This window comes from Sungkyunkwania multivorans (genome assembly GCF_042675645.1).
In the GTDB taxonomy this organism is placed as follows: domain Bacteria; phylum Bacteroidota; class Bacteroidia; order Flavobacteriales; family Flavobacteriaceae; genus Sungkyunkwania; species Sungkyunkwania multivorans.
On record NZ_JBHTJH010000017.1, the window covers coordinates 312,907 to 326,224 of the forward strand.

16 protein-coding genes are annotated in these 13,318 nt (G+C 40.4%); 4 read left to right on the forward strand and 12 right to left on the reverse strand.

Going from position 1 to position 13,318, the window contains the following annotated elements:
• The first annotated feature begins 144 nt into the window (after positions 1–144).
• Positions 145–828, forward strand: a complete 684-nt coding sequence (locus ACFQ1M_RS12855) for a hypothetical protein (protein ID WP_386408830.1) — start codon at positions 145–147, stop codon at positions 826–828.
• A gap of 87 nt (positions 829–915) precedes the next feature.
• Here the strand turns inward: ACFQ1M_RS12855 and ACFQ1M_RS12860 are convergent, their stop codons facing one another.
• A complete protein-coding gene (locus tag ACFQ1M_RS12860) occupies positions 916–1,629 on the reverse strand; it encodes an ABC transporter ATP-binding protein (RefSeq protein WP_386408832.1) in 714 nt (237 codons plus the stop codon).
• Positions 1,630–1,683: 54 nt separating this feature from the next.
• The gene (locus ACFQ1M_RS12865) at positions 1,684–3,156 is read right to left on the reverse strand and encodes a DUF5687 family protein (protein WP_386408833.1); all 1,473 of its coding nucleotides are present in this window, start codon (positions 3,154–3,156) and stop codon (positions 1,684–1,686) included.
• Between the two features lie 98 nt (positions 3,157–3,254).
• Here ACFQ1M_RS12865 and ACFQ1M_RS12870 point away from each other — a divergent pair, with 98 nt between their 5' ends.
• Entirely contained in the window at positions 3,255–4,304 is a 1,050-nt protein-coding gene (locus ACFQ1M_RS12870) for a 2Fe-2S iron-sulfur cluster-binding protein (RefSeq protein WP_386408835.1), read from the forward strand.
• Between the two features lie 3 nt (positions 4,305–4,307).
• Here the strand turns inward: ACFQ1M_RS12870 and ACFQ1M_RS12875 are convergent, their stop codons facing one another.
• The 7 genes from ACFQ1M_RS12875 to ACFQ1M_RS12905 form a co-directional block, all read right to left on the reverse strand.
• Positions 4,308–4,802, reverse strand: coding sequence for a hypothetical protein (locus tag ACFQ1M_RS12875; RefSeq protein ID WP_386408837.1), 495 nt, complete (start codon positions 4,800–4,802; stop codon positions 4,308–4,310).
• A gap of 325 nt (positions 4,803–5,127) precedes the next feature.
• The gene (locus ACFQ1M_RS12880; protein WP_386408839.1) at positions 5,128–5,733 is read right to left on the reverse strand and encodes a hypothetical protein; all 606 of its coding nucleotides are present in this window, start codon (positions 5,731–5,733) and stop codon (positions 5,128–5,130) included.
• The gene (locus tag ACFQ1M_RS12885; protein ID WP_386408841.1) at positions 5,699–6,091 is read right to left on the reverse strand and encodes a hypothetical protein; all 393 of its coding nucleotides are present in this window, start codon (positions 6,089–6,091) and stop codon (positions 5,699–5,701) included. The genes ACFQ1M_RS12880 and ACFQ1M_RS12885 overlap by 35 nt, the downstream gene beginning before the upstream one ends.
• Positions 6,092–6,172: 81 nt before the next feature.
• Positions 6,173–6,745, reverse strand: coding sequence for a hypothetical protein (locus tag ACFQ1M_RS12890; RefSeq protein WP_386408843.1), 573 nt, complete (start codon positions 6,743–6,745; stop codon positions 6,173–6,175).
• A gap of 48 nt (positions 6,746–6,793) precedes the next feature.
• Entirely contained in the window at positions 6,794–7,195 is a 402-nt protein-coding gene (locus tag ACFQ1M_RS12895; RefSeq protein ID WP_386408845.1) for a hypothetical protein, read from the reverse strand.
• Between the two features lie 285 nt (positions 7,196–7,480).
• A complete protein-coding gene (locus ACFQ1M_RS12900) occupies positions 7,481–8,530 on the reverse strand; it encodes a glycosyltransferase family 9 protein (protein WP_386408847.1) in 1,050 nt (349 codons plus the stop codon).
• On the reverse strand, positions 8,517–9,122 hold the full coding sequence (locus tag ACFQ1M_RS12905; protein WP_386408849.1) for a DUF4254 domain-containing protein: 606 nt from the start codon (positions 9,120–9,122) through the stop codon (positions 8,517–8,519). The genes ACFQ1M_RS12900 and ACFQ1M_RS12905 overlap by 14 nt, the downstream gene beginning before the upstream one ends.
• A gap of 143 nt (positions 9,123–9,265) precedes the next feature.
• On the opposite strand from ACFQ1M_RS12905, the gene upp reads away from it, so the two are divergent.
• Complete coding sequence (gene upp, locus ACFQ1M_RS12910) at positions 9,266–9,928, forward strand: uracil phosphoribosyltransferase (protein ID WP_386410863.1); 663 nt, start codon at positions 9,266–9,268, stop codon at positions 9,926–9,928.
• On the opposite strand, the gene ACFQ1M_RS12915 is transcribed toward upp, so the two are convergent.
• Positions 9,899–10,807, reverse strand: a complete 909-nt coding sequence (locus ACFQ1M_RS12915) for a DUF6427 family protein (RefSeq protein WP_386408851.1) — start codon at positions 10,805–10,807, stop codon at positions 9,899–9,901. The two genes, upp and ACFQ1M_RS12915, sit on opposite strands and share 30 nt — an antisense overlap.
• A gap of 167 nt (positions 10,808–10,974) precedes the next feature.
• On the opposite strand from ACFQ1M_RS12915, the gene ACFQ1M_RS12920 reads away from it, so the two are divergent.
• Entirely contained in the window at positions 10,975–11,202 is a 228-nt protein-coding gene (locus tag ACFQ1M_RS12920) for a DUF6341 family protein (RefSeq protein WP_386408852.1), read from the forward strand.
• On the opposite strand, the gene purD is transcribed toward ACFQ1M_RS12920, so the two are convergent.
• A complete protein-coding gene (gene purD / locus ACFQ1M_RS12925; RefSeq protein ID WP_386408853.1) occupies positions 11,197–12,471 on the reverse strand; it encodes a phosphoribosylamine--glycine ligase in 1,275 nt (424 codons plus the stop codon). The two genes, ACFQ1M_RS12920 and purD, sit on opposite strands and share 6 nt — an antisense overlap.
• A 68-nt stretch (positions 12,472–12,539) precedes the next feature.
• Positions 12,540–13,310: a glycosyltransferase family 2 protein gene (locus ACFQ1M_RS12930; RefSeq protein ID WP_386408855.1), complete on the reverse strand. Its 771-nt coding sequence runs from the start codon at positions 13,308–13,310 to the stop codon at positions 12,540–12,542.
• Between the last annotated feature and the right edge of the window lie 8 nt (positions 13,311–13,318).

The window sequence follows — 13,318 nt, forward strand, 5'->3', positions numbered from 1 at the left end:
TATTTTGTCCAGTTTAGGGTGGATCTTATTTTTTATAGTTGAAAAAGGAGATACTTTCGAACCGGTTTAAGGCCTTATCAAAACCAAAAAGGGTAATCCGAAAACCTTTTAAAAGAGTAGGACCATTACCAATAACAAAACATTATGAATAACATTCGATCTTTAGGGATACTATATTCAAGTATTCTTGTAACGTGTATTTTTTCAAGTTCGTGCGAAGCACCCGAGCAGGACAACCCTCAAGAGGTCTCGAAAAGTGACAAATTACTCTCCATTGAAGAGGCTAACAAAATTCTTTTATATTCTGAAACTCCTGAGGCGATTGCCGCCACAGAAGAACGTGCAAAAGAACTAGGTTTTGTCGCTGGAGCAGCCGAAACTTCACGCGTTCCCATGCGCATTGAAAACATCCGGAGGCACTATGCCGGTGGCAGTCTTTCGGTACATACTTACAAGGCCGAAAGTGGCAGCGGTATCCTTATTGGAAACAGTGAAGGAATCGGATTTAGGACTCCCGTGCAATCCGGGAGCGGAACGTCTTTTGATAGTTCTCAACTTCGATTTATGGAATTTTTTATACACCCTCAAAGAAAAGATTTCATTATGGCTGCGGACATATTAGAAGCCATTAATTTGAAAAATAGAGGTTGGATCTCGACGAATGTCCGCGGAAGAAATCCCATCATCCATATCCGTTCTGGAAATGGAAGAAAAAGATTGTATCGTTTCTATAACGCAGCCAATACGGACCATCTATTTACCAAAAACTATTATGAAGGGTTAAACGCTGGTTATCGATTCGAAGGTGTCGTGGGCTGGGTGTATTAGTTAGTAGTTTGTTTTAATAAACAACCCCATCTGATCAGATGGGGTTGTTGTTTTTTAAATACTGTATATTTTTGAAGTTCAATGCGCTCAAACCGCCTCGCGAATATTCCCCGCAAAGAAACTTTCCAGTTCTTTTAAGGTCTCTGGAGTGGTCTGAATATCACGAACGACTTCACCCTTATTCAACACAACGATCCGCTCGCAGACCTCGGTGACATGCATCAGATCATGACTAGAGACCAAGACAGTCACCTCATTATCTTCGGCAAGTTGCTTAATGATCTGCTTTAGACGGATCTGCGTGGTCGGGTCTAAATTAGCGAAGGGCTCGTCTAAGATCACCACTTCTGGATTTCCAATAAAAGTAGCAACGATCCCTGCCTTCTTTTGATTTCCTTTGGAGAGATCTCTCAAATATTTTTTCTGGTTGAGGATCTCCCCGTTGAAGAAATCTTCGAATTGAGATAACAAGGCATCAACATCTGCCTTATTGGCTCCGCGTAGGTCTCCGATAAAGTAGAAGTATTCTTCTGGCGTCAGGTAATCGATCAGAAAGCTTTCATCTATAAAGGAGGAAGTGAACGGTTTCCAAGCCTCGCTTTTGTTAACGACGATCTCCTTGCTGGTGATCTTCCCTGTTGTAGGGGGAATAAGATCCAGCAGCAAACTAAAGAGCGTGGTCTTCCCTGCGCCATTGTTACCGACAAGCCCAAACGCCTGTCCTTTTGGAATATCCAGAGATAAGATGTCCAAAACTTTTTTATTTCCGTATTTTTTTGAGAGGTTCTGAATTGATATCATGGTGTACTGCGTTGATGAGTTTATATGTTGATGTGTTTAGTTTTGATATAAGCTTTAGCTGTTGCGCTGTTTAAAGCCAGCGATCATTCCGTATTTCTTGTTTCGGTATAATTCTGTGATCTTGTCTATGAAAACTTTTCTAAAGGCAAAGGCAATGACACCAATAGCCCCAATCGTGATGATAGCGATCTCGAAGGATACTAGAAAACTAAGGATGCCATAGATGATCATCGGAATTCCCAATGTGGGAATAATGATCAAAAATTGCGTAGCGCTTGCCCCTTGCATATTTCCGAAGGCGCTTTTATCGAGGTCGATACGTTTCTTATTGAACGACCCAAAGAACAATACCAACGGCAGACACACACCAAGATTATATAAGGCACATGCAAAATTAATGGCCAGCGCGTCCAAGCCAAAATAGGCGTAGGGTGTTGACAGTAAGAACATGATCACCACTGTGATGGACAATAAGAGGTATTTTGATTCCAAATACTTGCGCAACGGAATGTTCTGAGACATCATCATGCTATAGTGAGCACTATCCCAAGCCGGTATAAATTGCCCGAAGTTGGTCACAAAAATCCCCGTCATAAATACCCCGACAAATACCTTCATGACGGTCATATTTTCATAGGTGGGAATCGTATAGAAGATCAGGCCGTAAAAGATCATGGCGAGCGATACAAATACTTGCGATTTGGTGCGTTTGTTTCTCCAAATTAAGCGAAGGTCTTGTTGCAGAAAGGGTGCCATATCTCCAAATCGCCTTGTCCAAGCCATGTCTGATGTTTCCACAGCCTTTGTTCTCTTGCTAAGAGAGGCGTCTAGATAGAGCTTGCTCTTTAACATTTTAAAGTTGACAACATAAAAGGTGATCACCAGGCCAATAGGAATAAAGACGAATATAGGATTTTGATAAAGCGCATAAAAAATATCACCCGAATATTGTAGCACTGGAAAAATATCAAAGCGTTCCAAAGTGTAAGTAGCTGCTATGAGCATGAGCAATGCGACTAGGACGGCGTTGCTCTTATTGACGAGAAAATTCAGATAATTGGTGGCCAATACGATGGCAAAGATGCTTAGCAGCCAAACGATGACCAAGCCTGGGTGATATCCTTGAGTGATAAGCACTACGCCAAATGGTACAAAGGCAAACAGGGAAACAAAATTATAAAAGGATAATCCCGATTTTGCCAGCACGTAGTGTGTGATCGTGTTCTTAGAGATCTGCTTGTTTAGCAACGGCTTTACATTCATTACAGGAAGTTTCTGCATGAAATAGCGAATGATGACCTCTAAAAAGATCCAAAATATCAAAAATTTACTTACGATCACTAGTGGGTCAATCGTCGGAAATGCCTCTTTGAGAATAAAATATGCCGCGGCACCGGTCCCTATCATTGAGAAGGCCAGATAGATCGCTAAAAAGGCCATGAAGATCTTTATTCCCAGACTTTTTCCAAGGCTAGCAGAACGAAAGAAAGCCTTCCACTCTAAGTTGATAAAGTGTTTGAACATCATTTTGGTTTACAGTTTGTTGATGAATAAGTATTAAGAACTTCATAATTGTTACAAGCAAAAATTTCAAGTTGCTTATTTTTGGCAAAAATTTGAATGCCATGAGTGATTTTCATTCGTTAAAGATAAAAGAGATAAAACGAGAAACGCCGAGTGCGGTTTCGGTGTCTTTTGATGTACCTGCTGAATTGAAGGATACTTTTCAGTTTGAGGCAGGACAATATATTACCATAAAGAAAGAAATCGACGGGGAAGAGTTGCGCAGAGCCTATTCGATCTGCGAAGCGCCGCAAAATGAAAATTTGAAAGTAGCCATTAAGGAAATGCCAAACGGTACATTTTCTAAGTTCGCCAATCAAAGTTTACAAGAAGGAACTGTTCTAGAAGTGATGCCCCCTGAAGGAAGATTTACTTTTATACCAAATGGTACAGTTAAGAACATTGCTGCCTTTGCTGCTGGTAGTGGGATTACGCCGATTTTGGGAATTGCCAAAACAGTACTTCAAAACGATGTTGAAAATACCTTCACCCTGGTCTATGGCAATAGAAGTTTGGAAGACACTATTTTCAGAGATGAGCTGCTCGAGTTAAAAGAGAAATATACCGAAAGGTTCAACCTCTATTTTGTGTACAGCCAATCGGATGAAGACGATGCTTTGTTTGGAAGGATCGACCGGTCGATCGTCAATTTGATCACAAAGAACAAGCATAAGGATACCGCTTTTGACGCCTTTTATTTGTGTGGGCCACAGGCCATGATCGAGACCGTTTCTGACACCTTGGTAGAAAACGGTATTGATAAGACAAAAATTCTTTTCGAGCTATTTACCTCTGAAGATACAGAAGCAACGATTGACGCCGATCTTGAAGGAAAGACCAAGGTAAAGGTATTGGTTGACGACGAGGAATTTGAATTTGTTATGGACCAAAAGCAAACGGTCCTCGAGGCTGCTTTGAAAGAGAATATCGACGCACCTTATTCTTGCCAAGGCGGTATTTGCAGTAGTTGTATTGCCAAGCTTAAAGAAGGTAAGGTGGTGATGGACAAGAATCAGATCTTGACAGATGGCGAATTGGAAGAAGGCTTTATCCTTACCTGCCAGTCGCATCCCACCACACCGAAGATAGTGGTTGATTATGATGATGTGTAAATTTTAAGGCGATTCGCCTATTTTATAAAACTCTTCTATCAGGTAAGGTTTGACCTTTCCTTTTTTCGAATTATAAATATCCAAGCAAAAGCTCTTCATAAATCGTCCGTGTTCGGCATTATCTAGAATAAAGAAAGTGAATATCTTTTCGCCTTTACACTTTAGGTAATAGACATCGCTATAGTTACCATATATGAGACCATATTCTGAAGCTTCTTCTTCTGTGACCTCATTATGAGCCAATATCTCATATTCAAAAGAACATGCTTTTAGTTCTTCATTAACCTTCGCAATTATCTCCTCTATATATTCGCGATGGAATTTTTTTCTTTTCTCGTCTAATTTGTCGAACGCTTCAATATGTTCAATGTAATATTTATTTAACTTGTCATGGTCAAAACCATCTTCCAGATAGAATTCTTGAGCAAAGTTTTCCACGAAGGCGAGATCATCAGCATTCGATTCTAATTTTTTGGAAGGATTGCATGAAATAAGCATTACTAAAAGTAATAAGTAACAAATATTTCTCATTTTTTTTAGAAGATTTTCTTTAGTTACATCCATTTGTATTCGCAGGTGAAGTTCCTCCATCTGCGTCTAATATAATTCCCGGTACATTTCCCATATCTCTAAGATCTTGCCCCAAAGCACCTGGATTTGACCCTTGACCTCCCGGCCAATTTCCAACGGTATTTGGTATTTCTAAACCTTATTTCTGGACGTATCTCCCCGACCGATTAAATCAATCGCTCGAAAAGGTAAAGCTAAGGCTTACAGATCGGAGCCGTAGCTTTACCTTTTCATAATATTGCTTTTCCAAAAATTACAGATTGATTGCTTTAAATAGATACCAATCGTATTTCGATGATCGTCTTCTGTAATGGTAAAGCTTGGTAGAGTAACCATGTGCTGATTTATACCTCATTGTAAAAAACATGTTTCTATCATCTTTTGTTTTTATCGGCAATGAAAAATAGTATATGCGCTTACCCATTGATATCTCATGTTCATACCTAACTATATCAATTCCAAGTGAATCGAAGCCTTGAAATCTAAAGTAAGTAGGCTTTGAAAATGCATCTTTCAATTCTTTAAGTTCTTTCGAATTTAACCCTTTTCCTATCTTATTAGGTATAATAGAATCATATAAACCTTTTTCCAAGGCCTCATCATCTGACTCCGCATATAAATAAATTGGATAATTGTCCAATCTTTCACTAGCTTTTTTGTATTCCTCTGGAGTGTATTGTCCTGTATCTAAGCGCCCAGCGATTAAACGTTTTCCGGTTTCAACATATTTTTTATGTTCGTCCTCCAATATATTGTAGTAAACCTTCTTATAACTATTATTAGTCTGAGCATAACTTATATTATTCAAGCTATGACAGAGAAAATTAGTTACAAGGAGAACCTTCGTAAGAACCTTCATATTGATTGTTTACATTATTCTCAAATTGATTTATGTAGTCAATTGCCGATTGTATTTCATCATCAAGGAAAGAAAAACCATAAGTTTCACCGAGACCTCCCCATGCTAGTGCTTCATAAGTAAAATCATCCAACTCATAGCCTTTTGACTCGCCGTAAGACTTAATAACATTAGCGATATCATCAACCATGCCAGAAATAATTTCATGTTGAGCATCTTGAATTTGGTTCACCGACCAGTTAGACACCTCACTTGCTCCATACGCTAAGTTCAATTGCCACATAACAAATGCCTCAAACATTCTTTCATAATCTGCATTTTGCCCTATCATCATTTCCATGTATTCATCATTCTCCATGAGACCATAAAAAAGATTAGCATGAATGTTTTCATGAATGATTGTTGCGACAATGGAAAGATCCGTCGCATTATTTAAATATTATGACCCTAGATTTACCTTTATGTAATAAGAATTATCTGGGTTAAGAACAATTTCTGTGTATGCTGCGAAATTGTCGCTCGCATCAGTAAATTCAATATCATATATTAAATTTATACTACCACTTAAACCAAAATTATCTTTGATGCCTTGATTTATTGGTGATTCAATTTGATTAGCCTCACCTACTAGATTACTTTGGCAAGGGTAAACTAGCGCAAAATCCGCATCTATTATTATCTCTTCTAAATTGGTCCCCTGTGGCACAGTATCTATAGGCTGCGCCCCAGAACCTCCAAAACCACTTCCTCCCCCAGGACCTCCAGGGCCTTCAGAGTTATTGTCTCCCCCAGATGGGCCTCCGTTATTGTTCACATCCTCACAGTCGTAGATATAGGTCACCTCATAGATATAGAAGATGCCATTCTGCTCTAGGCCCGCATACTGCACGTCGATCACAGTACAACCGGCATTTCTGCCCGTTTGGCCTGAGGCCGACCCTTCATTCACCAGTTCCCCTTCGGACATATTAGCGACGGCGATCCGTTGCCCATCGCCATCATAGATCTCCACAGTACCTGTATAATCGTTGAAATCGTATTGGTCCTCCCGTTGAAGGTATTATGCCAGGTCTGGTAGATACCTCAATACATTTACGACCATGTCTCCCTCGGCTGTCTCCTTGATCACCATATTATCAAAATACAGTTCATTGCTCAGCCTGGTAAGCCTTGCCGTGTAGCTCGTCGCTTGGGTGGCTGCATTTTGTTGTACGAAGACACCATCGGCCTCCACCTCCCCAAAGCTGGTCGTTTCGCTTCGCAGTGCCTTATTGCTGAAAACTTGGCTTTTGCCTTTAAAGAGTTGTGTGATGGACGCAGGTAGTTCGTCCAAATCTCTCATGGTCACAGTATCATGAGATTCCTCTGCGAGGAGTGCGTCGTTCTTTAATTCTTCCGTCTCACAAGAGATCGTTAACGCTAGGATATAGAGTAGTGCAAATCGGTAAATGGTCTTCATCATGTTTTTAGTTGTTTAGGTTTTCCATAGTTTGTATAGAATTTCAAGAACGTTAACGGGTCCTAAATTTTTAGGGTTCAAAATAAGCACAACTTATTTCTGAAAATGATTCTACTGATACAATACAAGTACTAGCCTAAAATATGAACTTTTTGGACTTTCGGTTATATGGGCAAAAGAATACCTTGAAAATCTCCACATAAATGAGAATATTCAAAATATTAATCTTCACTGTACACAAATAATAAGGGGAAAGGTCAAATATAAAAAAACCGTCTGTCCTATCTACTATTTTTTAATAAGGGACTCGATCTTTTCAATCACTTCAACTGGTTGGATCGTCGCTATGGCCTTTTCATAGCCTTCTGGGGCCTTGTTCCCATATATCGAGGTTGGGATCAACGGGAATTGTTCCCTATCTGCCAATAACGCATTGTTCGGGTCTTGTCCGTAGGGATAAAAGCCAGCATAAGGGTGGGTTACACCCCAAAGGGTGATGGTCTTCACATCTTTCATCGCAGCCAAGTGGGCATTGCCGCTATCCATGGCCACCATTACCTTTAGGTTGGCAATGACCTGCAATTCCTCTTCAAAAGTAAGCTTGCCGGTGATGTTCATCACGCTTTTATATTTTGCCGCTAAAACATCCAACTTTTCTTGTTCGGCTTTGCCACCCCCAAATAGGAGGACGCTTTTTCCCTTACTATTTAGAGCTTCAATGACCTCTTCCATTAAATTCAGGGGATATTCCTTTCCTTTAAAGGCTGCAAAAGGGGCAATTCCTATCCAAGGTCTTTCGAGATCTCTCAACAAAAGGGCTGTCGTTGATTTTAATTTTTTATTTGAATAAAAATCTTTTTTAGAAATGTCCAATTTTAAATTTAGCTTTTCAAAAACTTTTTGATATCGTTGATGTGTGCTTGTAAGTTGCTTGAATACTTTATTCTTTGAAGCAGTTAGTGCCTTTTTCTCTTCTCGTCCTTTATCAATTTGCTCAACCTTAAAACCGCCCAGTCTAAAAAAGAACTTTAAGATATTACTGCGAAGTACATTGTGGAGGTCAGCCACGGCATCGACCTCTAACTTCTTGAGTTCTTTATAGAGTTTAAATAGCCCAAAAACGCCTTTGTGTTTTCCTTTTACATCAGCCTCGTAAAAAACAACGTTGGGAATGCCATAGAACATCGGTTTAAAGAATGATCGCGAGAGGATGGTGATCTTTACGTCTGGATGCTGCTCAACTAAACATTGGATGACAGGAACGGTCATGGCAACATCGCCCATAGCAGAGAGGCGAATCACTAAGATATGCTTCGATACAGCATTATTTTTGGCCACGAAGCACGGGATTTAATTCGTCATCATTGTACATTTTCATCTGTTTATAGACCTTCATGTACTTGTTACCGGCCTCGATATCAGCCAAGAGTTGGTCGATGGCCGTAGAAAGATCGATCCGTTGCTCTAAAAGTACATTCAATTTTGCCTGGCATTTCTCTCTATGCGCTTCGGAAGCATCTTCCCTATCCACTTCCTCATGCATATGATAGATCTTCAATGCCAAGATCGATAGGCGATCGATGGCCCAGGCCGGGCTCTCGGAGTTGATGGTCGCATCCGGTTTTGGTTGTACTTTCTTGTATTTGTCTAGAAAGTAGCTGTCGATATACTCGACCATATCGGTGCGGTCCTGATTGGAAGCATCGATCTTGCGCTTTAGGTCCAATGCTGCAATTGGATCGATATTGGGATCGCGAATAATGTCTTCGTAATGCCACTGTACCGTATCGATCCAGTTCTTGCGATATAAAAGATGTTCTATTTGATCTTTGGGGTAGGGATTCTCAAATGATTGGTACACATCATCGATAATGTGGTACTTTTCTATACTTTCTCGAAAGATCTTGTTGGCAAGCGCTGTAAAATTCATAGTGTTCAATTATGCTGCAAATATACTTCATTATTGTGGAGATATCGATCAAAGTTCGTGTATCCCACCCCAAATCTATCCTATGCTAAGGGCGAGCTACTTTGATTTTTGACGTATTTTTGAATTGAGCAAAACTTACAATGATGCATATTCACAATCTTTCTGAATCTCCTTCGATCCTGAATCAGTTCATTTCTGAAATTCGTGATGTACGTATACAAAAAGATCGCATGCGATTTCGAAGAAATATTGAGCGCATTGGCGAAATATTGGCTTACGAGCTAAGTAAATCCTTGTCTTTTGCAGAAAATAAAACTAAGACCCCGCTTGGTATGGCCAAAACACCATTGGTCGAGGATGAGGTCGTTATCTGCTCGATTCTAAGAGCTGGGCTCCCATTGCATCGAGGACTTTTGAATTATTTTGATCAGGCAGACAATACCTTTATCTCTGCTTATCGCCATCACCATAAATCGGACCCTAAAAAGTTTGAGGTCATCGTAGAATATTTGGCCTCGCCGTCGCTTGAAGGAAAGACCTTGATCATCGCCGACCCCATGTTGGCCAGTGGAAAGTCGATGGTGATGGTCAATGAAGCGTTGCAAGGCATGGGAACACCTAAAGAGATACACTTGGTTTCGGTAGTCGGAGCCTTGACAGGAGTCGAGTATGCGGCATCAAATTTTTCTGAAGATACACATCTCTGGATTGCAGCCATCGACCCTACATTGAATGATTATGGCTACATCGTACCAGGTCTTGGGGATGCAGGCGACCTATCCTTTGGGAATAAAGTACAGCACTAACAGCAGTACAGGCAGAATTACACTAGCGAGAAGTAGGGATTCCTTTAACCATTCCTTTTGAATACGCTCTATCCAATTGGCAATGATCACGGCTAACGGAAAGAGTATCCAAAGTAGTTCGCTTCCATTTTTACCTTCGGCAAGCAATGCAGCCAAGATGCTCGTAAAGAAAATGACCATGACCATAGCATTTATATTTCTTCTAAGACCCGTGCGCTTGGTGCTTTTTATAATATAAACAACAAAGGCTATCCCTCCCAAAATGCTGCAAAACATCAATGGTACCAGGTATTGCCATTGTCGATATTTTTCTGGCTCCAAATTCAATTCATATTCAAAAGAGGCCATGAACAAAGAAAGATCATCAGCCGTATAGCAATAGGTAAAAAACAAAAAACTCACCACTGCATAAGCGATTATTGGCATAAAGAAAAAACGAAAATTGATCAATTTGAAGACAAAAAGTGCCGCAAATGCAATGATGAAGAAACAAATGGCCCATTCGCTTATCAATGAGGCTATAGCCATCCAAAAGCTACCGTCAAACATTTTCTGCTCTATCCTTGTCCCTGTGGCCAAACTTATAAAACGGCGCAATCCAAGAATGACGAACAAATGTGCCGTGATCATCTTGAAATCGACAAAAATTGAAGGGAACAACCCCAAGAATAAGACAAAGATCAGCAGGGCGTAGCTGTTCTTCTTTGTCAATGCGTTTCTGGTGATCGTAAAATCCATGACGAAGACCGAAAACAATAAGGCCACAAAGGAAATGAAAGCCTTCAGATATATGACCCATTGCGTATCCCTTGGGAACTCTATTATAAATCCCGCGATGAATAACAGCAAAATGGCAATTCCAAAGATAATGAGGTTCACTGGTTTTGATTTTCCAAAAATGCGAGATAATACCACTTTGCAGTTTGATTTTGAAGTAAATTTTGATCTATATTTGCAATGTAAATATAACGATCATCCATGAACCTGATCATTGTTTCTTTGTTCTTGTTCATTTATTGATCATCCAAGTTTTAACCTTAGGACACATGAAAGATTTTTTTGAAGCTATAGCTGACCTTTTTGTCAATGTATTGTTCGCACCGTTAGACGCATTAAGATCATTAGAATTAGAGAATTGGTGGGCATCCAACTCTCTTAACTGGATATTTGTTATCATTGGTCTGGTTGCCGGTACCTACTGGGTGCTTCAGCTAAAGAAATACAATGACAATAACGAAGAGGACAAGGACGTCACTGCTCACTCTTTCTTATAGGTCAAACCCAATATCCTTGCGATAATACATCTTATCAAACTGTAGTTTTGCTATATTTTGATAGGATTTTTTTATGGCCTCTTTAAAGTTGTGGTCATAGGAGGTGATAGCGATGACACGGCCACCACTTGTTACAACTCGATCATCTTGGAGCTTTGTACCTGCGTGAAACACCAGAGAATCATCGATATCGTCCGCTCCTGATATCACCTTCCCCTTGTCATATCCCTCTGGATATCCTCCAGAAACGACCATCACTGTTGCGGCCGCCTGCTCCTCAACCTCAAGTTGTATTTTGTCTAGTGACGTATTCCCGACTGCTTCAAAAAGAGTTACAAGGTCGTTCTTTATTCTTGGGATGACCACTTCCGTTTCTGGGTCACCCATACGAACATTGTATTCGATCACATAAGGCTCATCCTTCACTTTGATCAATCCGATAAAGACAAATCCTTGAAAGTCGATACCGTCTTTTTCGAAACCGCGTATGGTTGGCATAATGATGCGTTCTTCTATCTTTTGCATCAACACCTTATCGGCAAAGGGAACGGGCGAGATAGCCCCCATTCCGCCCGTATTGAGGCCCGTATCGCCTTCTCCGATGCGTTTATAATCCTTTGCTGTCGGAAGTGTTAGATAGTTTTTGCCATCTGTTAGAACAAAACAGCTCAATTCGATACCATCCAAGAATTCTTCGATGACCACTTTAGCACTAGCTTGGCCAAATTTGGCCTCCACTAGCATATTCTCTAATTCTCGCTTGGCTTCCTCCAGGTCTTTGATGATCAGCACGCCTTTCCCAGCTGCCAATCCGTCCGCCTTTAAAACGTAAGGTGGCTTCAAGGTTTCCAAGAACATCTTGCCCGCTTCTACCGATTCTTTTGTGAAACTTTGATAAGCGGCGGTAGGAATGCTATGCCTGGACATAAATTCTTTGGCAAATTCTTTGCTGCCTTCGAGCAATGCCCCTCTTTTCTTTGGACCGATCACCACCACATCTTTCAGTTGATCGTCATCAGCAAAAAAATCATGTATTCCTTTTACCAAAGGATCTTCTGGGCCTACAACCAACATTTGAATGTCATGCTCCAGAACAAATTCCTTGATTGCTTCAAAGTCCGTTACTCCAAGTGCCACATTTGTAGCGATCTTTGCGGTGCCTGCATTTCCAGGCGCCACAAAGAGCTTATTCGTCTTTGGACTTTGTGCTAATTTCCAAGTAAAGGTATGTTCTCTTCCTCCTGCACCGAGTACTAAAATATTCTTCATTATTTGTGTTGTGTTGAAGCACTGAGCGCCTTCATCTGCCTGACAGAGAAGGTGTATAAAGTGCTTATTTAAGATTCGTTTTTCTTTATAAGTCTTGCCTTTACAAAGAAATGTTCAAAGAGAAACCTCATCAGATAAAAGCTCGATCTAAAGGTCCCAAAGTTACAAGCCTTTCGATAAAAATTGTAGTTGTGTTTTAACAATTTTATTTTGTTTGAAGAGATCGACCCTTCGCGAATGCGGTAATAGGCCAACGACTCCGAAATGCCAGAGGCGCCCCCTGCTTTTTCCACACAGGAAAGCCATAAACCCCAGTCTTGTCGCTTTCGAATTAATGGAGAATATATCTTACCCAATTTCTTGGCATCGTATATTCCGGTCAAATTACCGATGTAATTACAAGAAAGCAGTTTCTCAAAGGACAGTTTAGGCAATACATGAACCGTCTTGTTCAATGGTTTTCCAGCTTCGTCGATCTGTTCGTAAGCGCTATAAGCTACCGCAATATCGTTTTGCTGCATAAACTGCACTTGTTTAGATAATTTATGTGGCTTCCATAGGTCATCGGCATCCAAAAAGGCGATATAATCTCCTTTGGCCATTTCTATGCCCTTATTTCTAGCTACGGCCGCCCCTGAATTCTTGGTGAGCTGAATAAGTTTAATCCGATCATCCTCATTTTTATAATGCTTGATAATGGTTACCGTTTCGTCCGAAGAGCAATCGTCAACAATGATCATCTCCCAATGTTCATGTGTCTGCTCCCTCACTGAATCTATGGTCTTAGCGATAAAGTCGGCTGAATTATAAGAAGGCGTTATGACAGAGACTAGTGGCATATATCTTT

What these genes read in the sequence shown, in the direction of transcription:
- ACFQ1M_RS12855 (WP_386408830.1), top strand. Translation starts at nt 145, where the DNA reads ATGAATAACATTCGATCTTTAGGGATACTATATTCAAGTATTCTTGTA.
- ACFQ1M_RS12860 (WP_386408832.1), bottom strand. Translation starts at nt 1,629, where the DNA reads ATGATATCAATTCAGAACCTCTCAAAAAAATACGGAAATAAAAAAGTT.
- ACFQ1M_RS12865 (WP_386408833.1), bottom strand. Translation starts at nt 3,156, where the DNA reads ATGATGTTCAAACACTTTATCAACTTAGAGTGGAAGGCTTTCTTTCGT.
- ACFQ1M_RS12870 (WP_386408835.1), top strand. Translation starts at nt 3,255, where the DNA reads ATGAGTGATTTTCATTCGTTAAAGATAAAAGAGATAAAACGAGAAACG.
- ACFQ1M_RS12875 (WP_386408837.1), bottom strand. Translation starts at nt 4,802, where the DNA reads ATGCTTATTTCATGCAATCCTTCCAAAAAATTAGAATCGAATGCTGAT.
- ACFQ1M_RS12880 (WP_386408839.1), bottom strand. Translation starts at nt 5,733, where the DNA reads ATGAAGGTTCTTACGAAGGTTCTCCTTGTAACTAATTTTCTCTGTCAT.
- ACFQ1M_RS12885 (WP_386408841.1), bottom strand. Translation starts at nt 6,091, where the DNA reads ATGGAGAATGATGAATACATGGAAATGATGATAGGGCAAAATGCAGAT.
- ACFQ1M_RS12895 (WP_386408845.1), bottom strand. Translation starts at nt 7,195, where the DNA reads ATGATGAAGACCATTTACCGATTTGCACTACTCTATATCCTAGCGTTA.
- ACFQ1M_RS12905 (WP_386408849.1), bottom strand. Translation starts at nt 9,122, where the DNA reads ATGAATTTTACAGCGCTTGCCAACAAGATCTTTCGAGAAAGTATAGAA.
- upp (WP_386410863.1), top strand. Translation starts at nt 9,266, where the DNA reads ATGCATATTCACAATCTTTCTGAATCTCCTTCGATCCTGAATCAGTTC.
- ACFQ1M_RS12920 (WP_386408852.1), top strand. Translation starts at nt 10,975, where the DNA reads ATGAAAGATTTTTTTGAAGCTATAGCTGACCTTTTTGTCAATGTATTG.
- purD (WP_386408853.1), bottom strand. Translation starts at nt 12,471, where the DNA reads ATGAAGAATATTTTAGTACTCGGTGCAGGAGGAAGAGAACATACCTTT.
- ACFQ1M_RS12930 (WP_386408855.1), bottom strand. Translation starts at nt 13,310, where the DNA reads ATGCCACTAGTCTCTGTCATAACGCCTTCTTATAATTCAGCCGACTTT.